General features: G+C 44.5%; 12 protein-coding genes. 11 read left to right on the forward strand and 1 reads right to left on the reverse strand.

The genetic code is table 11. The features are described 5' to 3' along the window. Entirely contained in the window at positions 1–1,440 is a 1,440-nt protein-coding gene (locus NQ564_RS15500) for a glutamate decarboxylase (RefSeq protein ID WP_021862259.1), read from the reverse strand. Between the two features lie 265 nt (positions 1,441–1,705). On the opposite strand from NQ564_RS15500, the gene NQ564_RS15505 reads away from it, so the two are divergent. From NQ564_RS15505 to NQ564_RS15555, 11 genes are all read left to right on the forward strand, one after another. Continuing rightward, positions 1,706–2,965 carry an MFS transporter gene (locus NQ564_RS15505; protein ID WP_008146720.1) on the forward strand — a complete coding sequence of 420 codons (1,260 nt, stop codon included), beginning with the start codon at positions 1,706–1,708 and terminating at the stop codon, positions 2,963–2,965. Positions 2,966–2,983: 18 nt separating this feature from the next. Further along, positions 2,984–3,886 (forward strand): DMT family transporter, encoded by a 903-nt coding sequence (locus NQ564_RS15510; protein ID WP_008146722.1) that lies wholly within the window; start codon positions 2,984–2,986, stop codon positions 3,884–3,886. A 123-nt stretch (positions 3,887–4,009) separates the two neighbouring features. Then, on the forward strand, positions 4,010–4,462 hold the full coding sequence (locus NQ564_RS15515; protein WP_008146723.1) for a DUF4252 domain-containing protein: 453 nt from the start codon (positions 4,010–4,012) through the stop codon (positions 4,460–4,462). Beyond that, entirely contained in the window at positions 4,452–4,970 is a 519-nt protein-coding gene (locus NQ564_RS15520) for an RNA polymerase sigma factor (protein ID WP_008146724.1), read from the forward strand. Before NQ564_RS15515 ends, NQ564_RS15520 begins: the two co-directional genes overlap by 11 nt. Beyond that, positions 4,960–5,361 (forward strand): hypothetical protein, encoded by a 402-nt coding sequence (locus NQ564_RS15525; RefSeq protein ID WP_008146725.1) that lies wholly within the window; start codon positions 4,960–4,962, stop codon positions 5,359–5,361. Before NQ564_RS15520 ends, NQ564_RS15525 begins: the two co-directional genes overlap by 11 nt. Before the next feature lie 4 nt (positions 5,362–5,365). Further along, positions 5,366–5,860: a DUF4252 domain-containing protein gene (locus tag NQ564_RS15530; RefSeq protein ID WP_008146726.1), complete on the forward strand. Its 495-nt coding sequence runs from the start codon at positions 5,366–5,368 to the stop codon at positions 5,858–5,860. Positions 5,861–6,274: 414 nt separating this feature from the next. Continuing rightward, the gene (locus NQ564_RS15535) at positions 6,275–9,385 is read left to right on the forward strand and encodes a SusC/RagA family TonB-linked outer membrane protein (RefSeq protein ID WP_008146728.1); all 3,111 of its coding nucleotides are present in this window, start codon (positions 6,275–6,277) and stop codon (positions 9,383–9,385) included. 35 nt (positions 9,386–9,420) lie between these two features. Further along, on the forward strand, positions 9,421–10,947 hold the full coding sequence (locus tag NQ564_RS15540; protein ID WP_008146729.1) for a RagB/SusD family nutrient uptake outer membrane protein: 1,527 nt from the start codon (positions 9,421–9,423) through the stop codon (positions 10,945–10,947). A gap of 60 nt (positions 10,948–11,007) precedes the next feature. Continuing rightward, the gene (locus NQ564_RS15545; RefSeq protein WP_008146730.1) at positions 11,008–14,121 is read left to right on the forward strand and encodes a glycosyl hydrolase; all 3,114 of its coding nucleotides are present in this window, start codon (positions 11,008–11,010) and stop codon (positions 14,119–14,121) included. Between the two features lie 105 nt (positions 14,122–14,226). Beyond that, positions 14,227–16,986: a family 78 glycoside hydrolase catalytic domain gene (locus NQ564_RS15550; RefSeq protein ID WP_233426960.1), complete on the forward strand. Its 2,760-nt coding sequence runs from the start codon at positions 14,227–14,229 to the stop codon at positions 16,984–16,986. A gap of 11 nt (positions 16,987–16,997) precedes the next feature. Further along, positions 16,998–18,428, forward strand: coding sequence for an L-fucose/L-arabinose isomerase family protein (locus tag NQ564_RS15555; protein ID WP_039848037.1), 1,431 nt, complete (start codon positions 16,998–17,000; stop codon positions 18,426–18,428). Positions 18,429–18,445: the final 17 nt, after the last annotated feature.

Here is an 18,445-nt window from a genome sequence, read left to right on the forward strand (position 1 = left end):
TTACTTCTTTTTATGAGGTACACCTGTATGAGTAAATACAGAACCTTTCACTTCCTGGTTCTTATCCTGTGCAATACGGGTAGGAGTCGGATATTCGAGTTTTTCAAGTTCCGTTACGGCTCCCGTAATATCGTTCAGCAACTGGTCAGCCATGTCACGGCTGAATCCCTGGCGGGCAACGATACGCATCACGACATAATTTTCAAGATTGTTTGGCAATGTATAGGCGGGAACCATCCAACCGCTTTGTTTCAGTTTATCCTGCAAGTCGTACAGTGTCCATTTCGCCTTCTTCGCATAATCCGGTTTGAGATACCAGATGAACAGCGGATTCACGACTTCGTTGCTGTAGTTTACGAACGGAGCCATCTTGCCAATCTGATCATGTAGGTACTGGGTAACTGCCATGCTATTTTCCTGGACAGCCTTATATCCTTCAAATCCGAGACGGATGAACTGGTAGTATTGTCCGAGGATCTGGGCAGCAGGACGGGAGAAATTCAAACCGACCTGGGTAATGTTGGCACCCAGATAATTTACGCTGAACGACATGGAATCAGGCAAATATGACTTGTCTTTCCAGACAACCCAACCCAGACCCGGATAAACCAGACCGAACTTATGTCCGGACGTACTGATGGAAAGAACCCATTTCAAACGGAAGTCCCACTTCAATTCCGGTTTCAGGAACGGGAGGATAAAGCCGCCGGAAGCAGCATCCACATGAATAGGAATATCGTAGCCAGTCTTTGCATTGTAGGCGTCGAGAGCTTTGTCCAGAGCTTCCACATCATCGTTCAGACCTGTCCATGTAACTCCTTGAATCGGCACGATACAGATCGTATTTTCATCACACATCTTCAATGCTTCTTCGGGATCGAGCGTAGTCTTCTCCAATGTCAGAGGCACTTGGCGCATTTCGATCTGCCAAAGTTGGGCGAATTTTTCCCATACAACCTGAAATCCGGTAGAGATAACAAAGTTCGGTTTGTCTACAGGCTTACCGGCAGCCAATCTTTTCTTACGCCAGCGTAGCCAGGCTGCAACACCACCTAACATACATGCTTCGGACGAACCGATAGCCAATGCACCGGCTTTCCATTTTGCCTGTTCGGGGGTATTCCACAAATTCGCTACGATATTGATACATTTGGCATTCATAACGGCAATACGCGGATATTCCGTTTCATCAATGTAGTTGATGTTGATTGCCTCGTTCATCAGTTTGGTTGCATAGTCGTCCATGTAGGTAGTTACGAATGTCGCCAAGTTCAAGCGAGGCTGTGTCTGGGCAAACGTCTCGTCTTTAACCATTTGATACGCGATTTCCGGGGTGGTAGGGCCATCTGGGATTTTGTCTACTGGAGAGGCTTGTAACATCTTTTCCGAGCCAAAGATTGCTGTCTTGGCATCACCTTTTCTGAAATTAGAATCTTCCATGTCTTTTTTGTTTTTAATTATTAATGGCGTCATCGACTTGTTTCAGCCGATTGTATGGCAAAAACAGCTACTATCCGCAATTGTTCTGCGTTTTTGGTTAAACATACGATATTTGGAGTTTATTAAAATAATGTTATATAAGAGTGCCAAAATCTACTCGTATTTTAACCTAAAACGACTTTGTAAAAGGATTTTATAAGTAGATGAGGTCCAAAAGTGAACATTCGCTATTCGGGATTGTTTCAATACAATAAATAAAACGATTATGCGAATACAGACCGGACAGGGGACGATTCCCCTTATTACACTAATAGGTATATGGTCGATATCGGCACTGAATGCATTGCCCGGCCTGGCTGTCTCCCCTATCTTAGGGAAACTTTCTGCTATCTTTCCGCATTCCACTGAGCTGGACATACAGATGCTTTCGTCGCTTCCTTCTCTACTGATCATCCCTTTTATCATCCTGTCGGGTAAACTGACGGAAAAGATCAATAATATCCTCCTACTGCAAGTTGGCCTGGTAGTCTTTTCGTTGAGCGGGATTCTGTATTTGCTCTCCACAAAGATGTGGCAACTAATCGCCGTCAGCGCGCTTTTAGGAATCGGTTCGGGGTTGATCGTACCGCTTTCCACAGGTTTGATCTCCCGCTTTTTCACAGGGGTATACCGAACGAAACAGTTTGGCCTCAGTTCCGCGATCACGAATGTGACCTTAGTATTAGCAACGATTCTGACCGGGTATCTGGCGGAAGTAAATTGGCATCTTCCGTTCATCGTCTATCTGTTTCCGCTGATCTCGATCGTTCTTTCGTTCTATCTGAAAAAGAATATTTCACCCTATCCCGATACAAGTATGCATGCAACCGTAAAGCCGGTAGCTTCACAGGCCGAAATGAAACCCGCGTACGGTACTACCGACAACAGTTTCGGTAAATTCGGCATACAGATACGGCATCTGATGCAGATTATGGCATTCTACGGGCTGGCCACCTATCTGGTGATTATCATCAGTTTCAACCTACCGTTCCTGATGAAAGAGTATCATTTCACCAGCGGGAATTCGGGTATCATGATCTCTCTTTTTTTCTTAGCTATCATGGCACCGGGATTCATACTTAACCAGATTGTGTCCTATTTCGGGAAAAAGACAAAGTTCGCCTGTATGCTTTCCATTGCGATCGGGATGGCACTCATCCTGGTCTCCCGAACGGAATGGTTGATCGGGTTAGGTTGTATCTTTACCGGCTTCGGCTACGGCGTCATACAACCTGTCGCTTACGATAAGACAACCCGTACGGCGATCCCGTCCAAAGTAACGCTTGCGCTGGCTTTTGTGATGGCGATGAATTACCTGGCAATCCTGCTTTGCCCGTTTATCATCAATGTTTTTAAAGACCTTTTCCATATCGAAACCCAGCAATTCGCTTTTATCTTCAACATGGTGATCGCGCTGATAGCTGCCGCATGGGCATATATCAAACAGGATTCTTTCCTATTCAACGACAATTTTAAATCCGTATAATATCAAACCGTATCGAGCATGAAGAATAAAATTACAGAAGCCAACGTCAGCATGGTAATATCCAAGACCTTCAGTGGTCTGAACATGAATGCACTGAAATATCTGCTGCCGCTCTGGATGACGCCGCTTTCGGGTGTTACGATACGATGCACTTTTGCAGCAGTCGCTTTCTGGATTATCGGAATGTTTACAAAGCCGGAAACCTCTACGCGGAAAGAAAAGATATCCCTTTTCCTGTTAGGGGCGTTAGGTATCTATGGCTTTATGTTCTTCTACCTGATCGGACTGAGTAAGACAACTCCGGTTTCCAGCTCCATTTTCACCAGCCTCGAACCAATCTGGGTATTCATTCTTGCCGTAATCTTTTTCAAAGAGAAGATAACGAAGATGAAGGTTATCGGGATATTGATCGGGCTGGGAGGTGCCCTACTTTGCATCCTGACACAAAAGAGTGACGACCTGGCAACCGACGCTTTTACCGGAAATATGCTTTGCCTGATGAGTTCGTTCGCGTATGCCGCCTACCTGATTATCAGTAACCGGATATTGAGCAAGGTCGGGGTGATAACTATGTTGCGATATACGTTTACAGGAGCTGCTTTTTCGGCCCTTATTGTGTCGACGGTAACCGGTTTCGATGCTAGGGTACTGGAATTACCTTTGCATTGGACACCTTTCCTTATTCTGATGTTCATCCTGATCTTTCCGACCGTCATCAGCTATTTACTCATCCCTATCGGCCTGAAATATCTGAGTACGACTCTGGTAGCCCTCTATGGTTATCTAATTTTGATTGTCGCCACCATCGTATCACTCACGCTGGGGCAGGACCGTTTCAGCTGGACACAACTGGTAGCCATATTACTCATCTGTTCCAGCGTTTACTTTGTCGAAATAGCAGAGAACAAAGAAAAAAAATAATTTTTTTCCGTTCTTTGTAACAACTTCTTTTCCGTTCCCGTCTATTTAATGAACGCTCTTCAATAGCGCGCATTGAAAGAGTCGGAAATAACGGAATTAAATAATGGTTAATACATAAGAAAGATGAAAAAATACATTGCAATCCTGATCCTCATTCTATCCTGCCAGGCAGGATACAGCCAAAGCATGGACAAACTGTTCAACGACTTTGCCAATCAGAAAAACGTAACCCGCGTCACAATCGGCCCGTTCTTGATGAAAATAAGCAGCTTGTTCACCGAGACGATGGGTGTGAAAAGCATCGAAGTCCTTTCTTTCGAGGAATGTGGTAGTACCGTCAAAAACGATCTCCGCACCGCCATCAAAAAACTGAAAGACCCGAATTACGAAACGATGGTCAATTCCAACGAAGGAGGTAGCCGTACGAAAGTAATGGTACGCATTGACAAAGATATCATCCGTGAACTGGTAATTCTGACAACCGACGGAGGCGATGATGCCCTGATCCGTATCAAAGGGAAAATCAAACCATCCGATATCGAAAAAGTAATAAACGACCACAAAGATGGATGTTGAAAGCTTTAAAAGGCTGTTCCTTCCTCTCCATCCCAAGCTCTTCCGGATCGCTTACGCATTAGTCGAAAACAAGTCCGATGCCGAAGATATTCTGCAAGATGCCTACTATAAATTGTGGAGCCGTCGGAATGAACTGGCCGATGTCCGGAATCCGGAAGCCTTCTGCGTGACGCTGGTCAAAAATCTTTGTCTCGATTTCCTTCGTTCTCCCCGTGCGGGCAGGCATGATGAAGATGTCACCGAAGCCGTCACCCTCTCGACAGATTCTTCTCCGGACAAAGAACTGGAAATGCAAGATAAAGTGGAGCAAGTCCGCCATCTCATCAACCGTCTGCCGGAAAATCAGCGGCAAGTCCTCCGGTTGAGAGGAATCGAAGACTGCTCGATAGATGAGATAGAACAGATCACCGGCCTGAGTGCCGTCAACATACGGGTGCTACTTTCCCGGGCACGAAAAATAATCCGGGAACAATTTGAAAAATATTATGCATACGAATATGAACGATAAAAATATAGACGAACTGATCAATAAAGCCCTCCAGGAAGAGCAGGCTTTACCCGAAGGACTTTCCCGCAGGCTGGAAGAGCAGATCGACGCCTGGGCTGCCACAGAGGAAAAAAAGACTCGTTCATCGACCCGTAGACGAACGTTATACTGGTTAAGCGGAGTCGCAGCCTCTATCCTGCTCTGCATCGGCTTTTTCCAATACGAGGTACCGTCTTATGCTCCGGATCGGCTTCATGACACTTATACGAATCCGGAAGATGCCGCCGTCGCCGCCGAAAAGGCTTTGCTCCTGCTGTCGCACAATCTCAATAAAGGTATCAGCCGGGTAAACGACGCAGGGCAGGAAATCGATAAAGTAAACAATATTTTAAACAAACATTTAAACGATTAATCTTATGAAATCCAAGAATATATTCCTAATCCTGTTTCTGTGCTGCACAAGCTTGTGCTTCGCCCAAGATAAATTATTCGAAAAATATGCCGATATGGATAATGTTACATCCGTCTTCATCTCCAAGAAAATGTTCGACATGATCCCTAATGTAGAAAGTGGCGGCCTTAACCTGATGAATCTGAAAGGAAAAATAAACAACCTCCAAATCGTCACTTCCGACAAGCGTGAAGTCCGGGACCAGATGCGAAAAGAATTCAGCAGCCTCATCAGCAAATCGCATGAAGAACTGATGCGAGTCAAGGACAACGATACACGTGCCTCTTTCTACATCGTCCAGAACGGTGAGCTAATCAACGAAATGATCATGCTGGCCGACACAGATTCGGACTATGTGGTCATCCGGATAACAGGCAAATTCACATTGGAGGATATACAGGAGGTGGCAAAAAGTTTTTCCAAAAACGATAAAAAAGAGGTAACGATCAGTTACAACTAAAACCAGAAAAGTATAAATATCCAAAAAAAATAATCATGCTTTTGTGAATACCTTAGTTCTGGTAGAACTAAGGCTGTTCTTGTCTGTTGTTTGCTACCGTGACAAAATTAGGTATATAAAACTACTGGATGTTTTCAAAAATGATATTAAAATTAGTCAAATTGATATTCTTTCAAAAAAAATATTCTCCTTTTTCCCTTCCAGAAGACTCCAATAACCTCTACAGATAAGCCAAAACCGATAATCAAGTCTACTTTTTTACAACTATCCGTACTGTATAGTTCATAGTTCTACCAGAACAAATTCAATTGCAATCTTAAATCATTAGCCTATGGAGAGAAGTAAATAACACACCTAAAAAGTTTTTGTAGAGAAAATTAGAGTATTTCAATTGTTAAATTAAATTTTAATATTATGACCAAATCAATATGCAGCAACTTACTGCCTAAAGCTGTACTATTATCAGTATTTTTAAGTCCCGGATATGTGATTTCAAAAGTTCATGCAAACACAGATTCCATCGGTGGTATAGAACAAACGGACGGTAAACTGTCCGGACGGGTTATCGACGCAAAAGGAGAACCTATACCAGGTGCAAACATTTCCGTCAAAGGTACCACCATCGGTACCATTACAGACATGGACGGTAATTTTTCTATAGATGTTAACCCTAATCAAATACTCACCATCAGTTTCATCGGATATGAAACAAAAACAATCCCTGTCTCCAACCAGAAAACATTAAATGTTGTCTTGAAAGAAACAGTAAACCAGCTGGACGAACTTGTTGTCGTTAGCTACGGTACACAGAAAAAAAGGGATTTAACCGGATCTGTTTCCAAGATAGATGCAGGAGAATTAGAAAGTTTTCCTGTAGGACAATTTGCTCAAAAACTTCAAGGACAGGTAGCAGGTGTACAAATCAACCAATCTACAGGACAACCGGGTAAAGGCATGGGATTCCGTATCCGTGGTGCAGCTTCTATCAATGGTGGCAGTTCCCCTTTATTCGTGGTCGATGGAATCCCTGTCAATATGGACCTAAGCAGTATAAATCCAGATGAAATCGAAACCTTTTCCATCCTGAAAGATGCTGCTGCCACTTCTTTGTATGGATCACGTGCAGCCAATGGCGTCGTACTGATCACAACAAAAAGAGGAAAACAAGGCAAAACTCAAGTGGATGTGAATGCTTCATTCGGTATCCAGACTTTAAAGGGATTAAAGACTCCGGATGTTATGAATGGGGAAGAATTTGCTCAATACAAAAAAGAATACTACGAAGATGCAGCCAGATATGAAGGTTATACCGGTGGAGTTCCGGAACAATATCAAAATCCATCCCAATACGGTGCCGGAACTAACTGGTATGACTTACTAACACGAAACGCCGCTACACAGAATTACAGTATCAGTGTGACAGCCAATAAAGACAAGTTCAATACAGCTATCGTATTAGGCTACTTCCGCCAGGATGGTGTCATGTACAACTCTAATTTCGAACGTTACTCTTTACGTGCGAACAACGATTATCAAGTAAATGACCGCTTAAAATTAGGACTGAACATAGCTCCCACCTTACAAATCAAAAATAACCAAAATACAGACGGAGGTTGGCAGATACTAAGTGCTGCGTTCTTGGCTGACCCGACTGTAAATCCCTACGATGAAAACGGAGAACCTATTCTTTCTCTAAACTCTCCGGGAATGTTCCCTCAACCTAACTGGATACGTGTTTTACATGAAAAAACAAGTAAAACACAGGATTTGGCTTTATTAAGCAATGCTTTTGCTGAACTGGATATATGGAATGGTATCAAATATAAATTCCAGGCTGGTTTCGATTTAGGTGCCAAAAACTATAGAGATTTTACACCTTCGACAGCCGGTGGAGCCATGTTTACTGCTCCCCCTCAGAAAGCAAGCGGACAATATAACACCAACTTCCACTATAGTTGGACTATTGAAAATATGTTGATGTATAACCATAAATTCGGAGACCACAACATAGATGCACTGGTCGGTTATAGTGCACAAAAATATTCCAACGAATATAACCAACTGACAGCAACCGACTTTCCAAGTGATGATATTCCTTGGATGGGTGCCGGTGCTACAAAAAACGGTGACAACAACATCGAGCAATGGGCGTTAGCCTCTGTCATTGCACGCGCGAATTATAGCTTCAAAGACCGCTATTTACTCCAGGCGACATTCCGCCGGGATGGTTGCTCCCGTTTTGGGGCAGGCAATAAATATGCAAATTTTCCTTCCATATCCGCCGGATGGATTGTATCTGACGAAGCCTTCATGGAACCGATAACCAATGTTATGAATTACCTGAAAATAAGGGCCAGTTATGGACTAACCGGTAACTATAATATTGGTAATTACCGATATATTGCAGGAGTTAGCACTTATAACTATGTCTTGGGTGGCTCTTTAGCTCCGGGAAAAGGATTAGGTAATTTAGGGAACAATGCTCTTACTTGGGAAGAAACAAAGCAACTGGACTTAGGTGTCGATATCGGTTTCCTAAACGATCGTATCTATTTGATGTATGACTATTATAATAAAAAAGTCGATGGACTTTTGTATCAGGTCGATATCCCAAGAGCTTCCGGCTTTTCCAACATTTATTCCAATATCGGTGATTACAAAGCATGGGGACATGAAATCACTTTGCAATCTCGTAATCTTGTCGGTGATTTCAAATGGACTACCAACTTGAATATAGCCTTCAACCGGAATGAAATAACCAAAATGGGAACAAACAACACCCCAAAAGGTGGATACTCCAATCAGGAAGATTTCAACCGCTTAGCAGTAGGAGAACCTATCGGTATATTCATGGGATATGTATTTGACGGCGTATATATGACCGAAGAAGAGTTTAATTCCCAGCCAAAGCACGCTTCATCTGAGATCGGAACGGTCCGCATGAAAGATGTCAGTGGTCCTAACGGTGTTCCTGATGGTATAATCGACAACAATGACCGTGTAAAAATCGGTGATCCGAACCCGGATTTCATTTATGGTATGACAAATGAATTTTCCTGGAAGAACTTCGATCTGAGTATTCTGATCAGTGGACAGGTAGGTGGTGACATCATCAATTCAAACTACGAGCATACTTTGAATATCGACGGTTGTTTCAATGTATTGAAAAAAGTTGCCAACCGTTGGCGCTCTCCAGAAAATCCAGGTGACGGACAGGTTCCAAGAACAAAAGCCGGTACCACGGAATTATTCCGCTTCAATAATAGCAGTTGGGTATATGATGCTTCCTATTTGACCATAAAGAATATCACTCTAGGCTACACGATTCCAATCAAACCTAGCCAGTACCTCTCTAAACTCCGAGTATATGTAACAGCCCAGCAGTTAGTAACATTCACTAAATACCCTGGTATGAACCCGGAAATAGCCATGAATGAAGATATGGGATGGAGTGGCTTAGGAGTAGACCGTACGACTTACCCAGTTCCAAGAACATTCAGTATCGGATGTAATATCTCATTCTGATAGGAAAACAAATTATAAATTTAAAACGAAAGATCATGAAAAAGATATTTAGTTTAGTTGTTGCATTGTTGACTTTGGCTTCTTGTTCGGAAGATTTCCTGAATCTGACACCTCAATATTATCCAAATGATGCGACATTCTTTAAAACTCAGGAGCAATTCACTCAAGCAGTGAACGGAGCCTATTCCGCTCTACGGGGAGTATCGGCAAGACAAGGATACCTGATGGGAGAAATGCGTTCCGACAATACACATTACACCCGCTATAAAGCAGACCGTGGTCTACACATCTTGTATCGTGAAAACATAGCGGATTTTATTGTAGATGACCAGAACCAATGGACAAATGAAATGTATTATGCATGTTATACGGGCATTTCAAGAGCCAACACCATTCTGAACCGCATTGAAGGGACGACTTTTCCCGATGATTTCAAAAATAAAACGATCGGAGAAGCTAAATTCATCCGTGCCTTCATGTATTTCCAATTGGTGCAATGCTATGGAGACGTCCCTTTGCATCTGGAAGAAGTGACAGGAGCGGACAACGCATTCTTACCTCGTTCATCTGTTAACGATATCTATACAGCCATCGTTGATGATGTGAAAGATGCCATAGAGAAACTTCCGACAGTCAAATTTCCGCAAAACGGTGCTGCAACCAAAGGAGCTGCCAAAATGCTCTATGCTTATGTATTAATGACAAAACCAGATCGGGATTATGCAACAGCGGAAGCGCAGTTGAAAGATGTCATGAATATGGGATATGAATTACTTCCCAATTATGCCGATATATACGACACATCCAAAAAGAACGGAAAAGAATCGATCTTCGAAATCCAGTATCAAATGGGAGATCAGGGACAGCAAAGTGATTGGTTATACTACTTTATTCCCAAAACAACGAATGCGGAAATTATTACAGGCGTTCCGGATTGTAGTACGTTACTGACAGGAGGCTGGAATGTTCCGACACCAGAAATGATCGCTTCTTACGAACCTGGAGACCTGCGTGTCGACCCATCTATCGCAGTTGCAGTCGGTACACTGGATGCGGCAAACGCTTTAGTCGTAGCTGATGTACTAAAAGTCGGTGATCCCAAAATCAATGATTACCCAGTTAATTATCCGTTTATCAATAAATACCGTCACGCACACTCCAAAATAGAAAATACAGACGATAACTGGCCTGTTTACCGTTATGCGGACTGTCTGTTATTGTTAGCTGAATGTCTGGTAGAACAAGGACGTGCAGGAGACGCAGCACCCTATGTCAATCAAGTACGTGCACGTGCAGGTTTACCTGCTGTTACAACAATCAATGCCGAGGTGGTTGCCAATGAGCGACGTCACGAACTCGCATTTGAAAACCATCGTTGGTATGATTTATTGAGAACAGGAAAAGCTATTGAAGTAATGACCGCCTACGGAAAATATATCAAAACGATTGATACGGAACTTCCTGAACGTACCTATCAGATAAAGCCGGAATATTTGCTTTATCCGATACCTTACAACGAGTTGCAATTAAATGACCAGCTCAAACAAAATCCAGGTTATTAATTATCATATTAACAAAAAGACCTTTACTTTTGTAGTAGAGGTCTTTTTACTATTAGCACTATGAATACACAACGTATTATCAGAAACTTTATATATACCGTCGCAGGAGGTATCCTGTCTCTTGGAATAGCTAGTTGCAATGGTAACAAAATGGAAACAACAGACAGTTTTTCCACTCTGGAAGCCCAGTTTCTCAATCCTTCATCCGAGTACCGTACAGCCCCCTTTATGGTTTGGAACGGAAAAGTTACAAAAACTGAAATAGACCGCATGCTGAAAGATTTTAAAGATGCCGGCTGCGGAGGAGCATTTATTCACCCTCGTCCAGGCATGATCACGGAATATATGTCGGACGAATGGCATTCCCTCTACCGCTATGCCGTCGATAAAGGGAAAGAGATAGGATTGGACATTTGGATCTACGATGAAAATTCCTATCCCAGCGGCTTTGCCGGAGGACATGTTCCCGAAGAGATGCCCGAATCCTACAACCAAGGACAAGGACTTGCGTTGACAAAAACAGATCTTCTGCCTGACAAGACAGACGAATATTTCATTATTCTCAAAAAAGAAGGGGACAAATGGGCGGATATCACGAACGCCCTGAGCCAGCATAAAAAAGCAAAAGGAGAATATTACCTCTACAAAAAGACATATTTAGGCAAATCGGACTGGTACGGAGGGTATTCTTATGTAGACCTGCTCGTACCCGGTGTAACTGAAAAGTTCATCGACCTCACGATGAAAGGATACGAAAAAACAATAAAGGACGAATTCGGAAAATCTGTTTTCGGTATCTTCACAGATGAGCCCAACATCAGCAGTCCCGGAGGCTTGCGCTGGACGCCAGACTTGTTCGAAGTATTCCGGAAACAGTGGGGATACGATCTAAAACCACTCCTTCCCCTTCTGAACGAAGAGACGGGCAATTGGAAACAGGTACGTCATAACTATATGGAAACCCTGTTGCAAATGTTTGTCGACCGCTGGTCCAAACCTTGGCATAACTACTGCGAGACGAACAACCTGAAATGGACCGGACACTATTGGGAACACGGTTGGCCGCAGATGAACGACGGACCGGACAATATGGCAATGTACGCCTGGCATCAGATACCCGCTATTGACATGCTGTTCAACCAGTTCGACGAAACTAACCCACAAGCACAATTCGGCAATATCCGTGCAGTAAAAGAATTGCGCAGTGCCGCCAACCAAACAGGCTGTAACCGTACCCTCAGCGAAACTTATGGTGGTGGAGGTTGGGACGAAACTTTCAAAGACTTCAAACGGTTAGGCGATTGGGAGTATGCACTCGGGGTCAACTTCATGAACCAACATTTAGCCCATATGACACTAACAGGAGCACGCAAATACGATTATCCGCCGGTATTCACCTATCATTCTCCTTGGTGGCCCGACTATCGCGAACTGAACGACTATTACGGACGCCTTTCATTTGTCATGAGTAAAGGAGTCCAAAAGAATGATATTTTGGTGTTGGAACCCACCTCGACCTTATGGTGCTATTACGTCCATGCAGGAAGTTCTCCAAAACTCATGGAGATAGGAACCGATTTCCAGGCTTTTGTTACAACTTTGGAAAAGAATCAAGTAGAATATGATCTCGGCTCTGAAAATATCATCAAAGACCTTGGGAAGGTAGAAAACGGGCGTTTCATCGTTGGCAATGCCTCCTACTCGACCATCGTTTTACCACCTATGGTGGAAACACTAAATAAACCGACCTTCAAGCTCTTACAACAGTTTATAGAGCAAGACGGTCGGATTATTACCTTCTCCGCCCCCACCCGGATAGACGGGGCTGTTAATGACGAACTGCCCAGACTGTTGACCAGTGCAACTGTCACATCACTCCCGAAACTGTCCAAAGATGTAATTGCCCAGTATTTCTCTTCCGATAACTTCAGGATTACTTTCAACAGTGGTAACCTATATCACCACCGTCGCCGGTTTGCAGACGGAGAATTAGTTTTTCTCGTTAACTCTTCTATGGATGAAGTTGTTGACGGCACCCTTTCGACGCAGGGAAAAGCCATGCTGGAAATGGATGCCCTGAACGGGGAAATCTATACATATCCGTCTTCAAAAGAAAGAGACATACTAAGTATATCTTTCCGAATCGAACCGGCAGGAAGCCTCTTGCTTTACTGTTCTGACAAGAACCCGAAAAACTATCCGGAACGCCCCGAAAAAGTGGGAAGCCGCCTGGTGACGGCAACAAGCCGAACCACCGTCAGCCGTTTACGCGACAATGCTCTGACAATTGACTTTTGCGACGTTACAGTAAAAGGAGAAACACATAAGAAACAACATTTCTCCCGTGCTGCCGATATAGCCTTCAAAGCACATGGATTCACCAACGGTAATCCTTGGAACACCTCCGTACAATACAAACGGAATATCCTCGACCGCGACAACTTTAAGGATGGCGGTTTCACAGCCTCCTATCATTTTACAGTAAACGACGATTTCGACTATTCCGGTATCAAGCTGGTTTCTGAACGCCCCGAATTATTTACCGTCAAAATCAACGGAAATCTTGTGAACGTTCTTCCTGATGAATGGTGGCTAGACCGTTCTTTTGGCGTTTATCCGATAGGCGGACAGGTGAAAAAAGGTAGCAATACGGTAGAACTCAGCATCAACCCGATGCGTATTTTTGCAGAGATAGAACCGGTCTACATCATCGGAAACTTCTCGGTCGTACCCGAACAAGAAGGATGGAGCATAGGTGCGCCACAAGAATCGTTCACACTGGGTAGCTGGAAAGAACAGAAGCAACCGTTCTATTCATGGGAGATGAGCTATAGCAAAGAATATACCCTCAATAACCTTACAGATAGATATGCTATCAAACTGAACAAATGGAACGGTACGATAGCAGAAGTATATGTCAACGGACAGAAAGCCGGTACAATTGCTTTCGCCCCCTGGCAACTGGATGTAACGTCTTACCTGAAAGAAGGCAGCAATACGATTGATGTACATGTGATCGGCAGCTTAAAAAACCTTTTAGGTCCACATTACCGGAATCCGGCTCCCGGTTTGGCATCTCCCTGGCATTGGAAAAATGTAGACAAACCGATACCCGGAAATGAATATCAGATGGTGGATTACGGGCTGATGGAAGATTTTGAATTAATTCATTAAACATACACGAAAAAAGGGTGCATGCTTTTCCGGAAAAGCATGGCACCTTTAAAAACAAAGGACGGTAGCATGAAAAATAGACTTTTAAACATTTGTATCTTATATATGTTTTTTCCTCTCCTTCTACAGGCAGCGGACACACATTCCATTTACAACCTGCGATGCGAACAGGAAGAAAACCCGTTAGGAATCGAAACAGGACAACCTTGTTTCAGCTGGCAGATACAGACACAACAACGGAACTTCGAACAATCGGCCTGGCAGATATTAGTGGCCGATTCTCCGGAAAAACTACAAGCTGGTAACGGAAATATCTGGGATAGCGGAAAAACGCTTTCTTCCGCCTCGATCCTCGTTCCTTTCAAAGGAAAAGAATTGAAAGCAGGGCAGACCTACTACTGGAAAGTAAGGAGTTGGGATAAGGAGGACAGCCCTTCCCGTTGGAGCTGTACACATACCTTCGGCATGGGACTTCTTTCGGAAAAAGACTGGAGCAATGCCAAATGGATTGCACTGGAAAAAGACAGGAAAGACGAAATCATCACGACAGGGCTGCATGGACTGGCCAACGTGGACCGGGAACTCAAAGGCAAAAAGATCGGTATGTACCGCCTCCCCCAATTCCGAAAAGAATTTACAGTTCAAAAACCGGTGAAACGAGCAACCGCCTATGTCTCCGGGCTCGGACATTTCGATATGTTCCTGAATGGAGAAAAGGTGGGTAACAACTTTCTCGATCCTGGATGGACAAAATATGATAAATGTGCGCTGTATGTCACTTTCGATCTGTCCGGACAACTAAAGCAAGGCGGAAACGTAATAGGCGTCATGTTAGGAAACGGCTTTTTCAATATCCCGCGGGAACGTTATTTCAAACTGCTTGCTTCATATGGTGCCCCACGCCTTTTGATGAAAATACAAATCGAATATGCAGACGGCAGTACGCAGACCATCGTAACCGGTACAGACTGGAAAACAACCGAAAGCCCCGTTACCTACAGTAGTATTTACGGCGGTGAAGACTACGATGCCACGAAAGAACAGGCCGGATGGATGCAACCCGGTTTCGACGACCGTACCTGGAACAAAGCCCTCGACACAGGCTGGAAAACCCGGCTCCTCTCTCAACGCTCCACACCGCTGACCGTACGTGACCGGATCCCAACCGTCCGCCTTTTCAAGACCAGACAAGGACAATGGGTATACGATTTGGGACAAAACTTTTCCGGCATCATACGGCTTTCCCTGCATTCAAAGGACACACACCCGGTTAAGCTCTATCCGGCAGAACTGCTGAACCCGGACAGTACCGTAAACCAAAGCGCATCCGGTGCTCCTTTCTGGTTTGGTTACACACCGAAAGGAAAAGGTTTTGAAAGCTGGCAACCCCAGTTTACTTATTACGGTTTTCGTTACGTGCAGGTCGAAGGTGCTGTTCCTGCCGGCCAACCCAATCCGGACGAACTACCTGAAATAATGGAAATCACAGGTCTTCATACTTGCAATTCGGCCGAAAATGTAGGAAGTTTCCATTGTTCCAAGCCGTTGTTCAACCAGACATATGAACTGATCGACTGGGCGATCCGCAGCAATATGGCAAGCGTGCTGACCGACTGCCCGCATCGTGAGAAGTTGGGTTGGCTGGAAGAAGCTCACCTGATGCAATACTCCGTACAATACCGCTACAACCTGGCACGCCTGTACGAAAAGACATTCAACGATATGCGCTCTACACAAGCAGCCAACGGCATGATACCGACCATTGCTCCCGAACTGGTCGAATTCGAAGGAGGCTTCAAGGATACGCCGGAATGGGGAAGCACATTTGTCATCAGCCCTTGGTACATTTACCAATGGTATGGCGATACGCGCCCGATCGAAACCTATTATCCGGATATGCAACGCTACATCGACTACCTTTCCTCGAAAGCCGATAACCACATCATCTCTTACGGTTTAGGAGACTGGTTCGACATCGGTCCGAAAAGTCCGGGAGAATCGCAACTGACCTCCAATGGCGTAACGGCAACGGCCATCTACTATTACGACGTCACTCTGATGGAGAAAATGGCAAACCTTTTAGGGAAGCCGGACGATGCATGCAAGTATCAGGATTTAGCAGCCCAAATCAAACAAGCCTTCAACCAGACTTTCTGGAATCCGTCCACCCGTACCTACGACCGCAACAGCCAGGCAGCAAACGCCGTCGCACTCTACATGGAACTGACAACGTCGGAAAACAGGCAGCAAGTATTCGATAACCTGATTGCCGATATCCGCAGACGCAACAACGCCCTGACGGCAGGCGACGTTGGCTACCGCTATGTCTTGCGTGCCCTTGAAGCCGGTGGTGCTTCAGATGTCATTTACGACATGAACTGCAAGTACGACACACCGGGATACGGTTGGCAACTAGCACACGGAGCCACCGCTCTCACCGAATCCTGGCAGGCATACGGCTTCGTATCGAATAATCATTTTATGCTGGGACACCTGATGGAATGGTTATTCAGCGGCTTAGGAGGCATCCGCCAGAAAGAAGATTCCTTCGGGTTTAAGCATATTGTCATCAAACCCGAACCGGTCGGTGATGTCCGCGACGCACAGGTTTCCTACAAATCACCTTACGGACAGATTGTTTCCGACTGGAAAGACAACGATAAAGAATTTATCATCCGAGTGGAAGTACCGGCAAACAGCAAGGCCTCTATCTATCTTCCGGCTGCCGATACGAAACAAATAACCGAAAGCGGTGTACGATTAGAAGATGTCCCCGAAATCAATTGCAAACAAGAGGGGAACCGGTATGTCGTGGCAACAACAGGTTCCGGTATTTATACTTTCAAAGTGAAGAAAAATAAATAATGAAGAATACCATGAATACAACAAAAAAGGAAGTTAAAGTCGGACTGATCGGGGTCGGATTGAACACCTATTGGAATCAATTCGAAGGGCTTCTCTCCCGATTGACGGATTACCAAAGAATGATAAAAGAACGCATGTCCGGCTTACAGGCAACCGTGATTGACGGGGGAATAGTAGACAGCCCGGAAAAGGCAACCCGGACAGCAGAAGTTTTAAAAAGTGAAGACATAGAAATCCTCTTCATCTTTATTTCGACCTATGCCCTTTCATCGACTATTCTTCCGATCGCCCAGCGCATCAAGATTCCGGTTATCCTGCTCAACATACAACCCGTAGCCACCATAAATTACAATTATATCAACGGATTAGGCGACCGTGGAAAAATGACCGGCGAATGGCTGGCTCACTGCCAAGCCTGTTCCACTCCTGAATTTGCCTGTGTATTCAACCGTGCCGGCATCAAATACGACATTCTGACCGGTTACCTCGAAGAACCATACGTATGGAACGAAATCAAAAACTGGATCGATGCGGCAAGGGCCGTACAAGGGATGCGCAACAACCAGATGGGTATTCTCGGACACTATTATTGCGGTATGCTGGACGTTTACACCGACATTACCCGGCAATCCTTCACTTTCGGCACTCACATAGAACTTATCGAAATGTGCGAACTCAAAGCTTACCGGGATGCTGTAACGAAAGATGAACTAACAGCAAAACGTCTGGAATTTTCTATGAAGTTTAAAGTCGATCCGCATTGTGAAGAATACGAATTGGATTGCGCAGCCCGTACTTCTATCGCACTCGATAAACTGGTCGAATCCCATAACCTCGGTTCAATGGCCTACTACTACGAAGGCTGGAAAGGAAACGATTATGAAAATATCGTGACTTCCGTAATAGCCGGCAATACCCTACTTACGGGACGTGGCATCCCGGTAGCAGGCGAATGCGAAGTAAAGAATGTACAAGCCATGAAGCTCCTTTCTCTTTTAGATGCTGGAGGTTCATTCTCTGAGCCGTATGCTATGGACTTCAATGATGATGTTGTTTTATGGGGACATGACGGGCCTGCCCATTTCGCCATTGCTGAGGGAAAGGTCAGCCTTGTACCGTTACCCATATATCATGGCAAACCAGGCAAAGGATTATCCATTCAGATGCGCGTCAAGCAAGGACCTGTCACTTTTCTATCCGTATGTGAAAATAATGATGGTGTATTTCTACTTGTCGCAGAGGGAGAATCAACCAACGGATCCACCCTGCACATAGGAAATACGAACAGCCGTTACAGGTTCAGTTGCGGAGCCCGAACTTTTATGAACCGATGGAGTAAGGCGGGTCCTTCACACCACTGTGCAATCGGTATCGGACATGTTGCAGATAAACTAAAAAAGATAGCTTTCCTATTAGACATACCTATTATCCAGATTTGTTAAAAAACAAGAAAAAGAGA

The sequence above is a fragment of the Parabacteroides johnsonii DSM 18315 genome (assembly GCF_025151045.1).
Lineage (GTDB): Bacteria > Bacteroidota > Bacteroidia > Bacteroidales > Tannerellaceae > Parabacteroides > Parabacteroides johnsonii.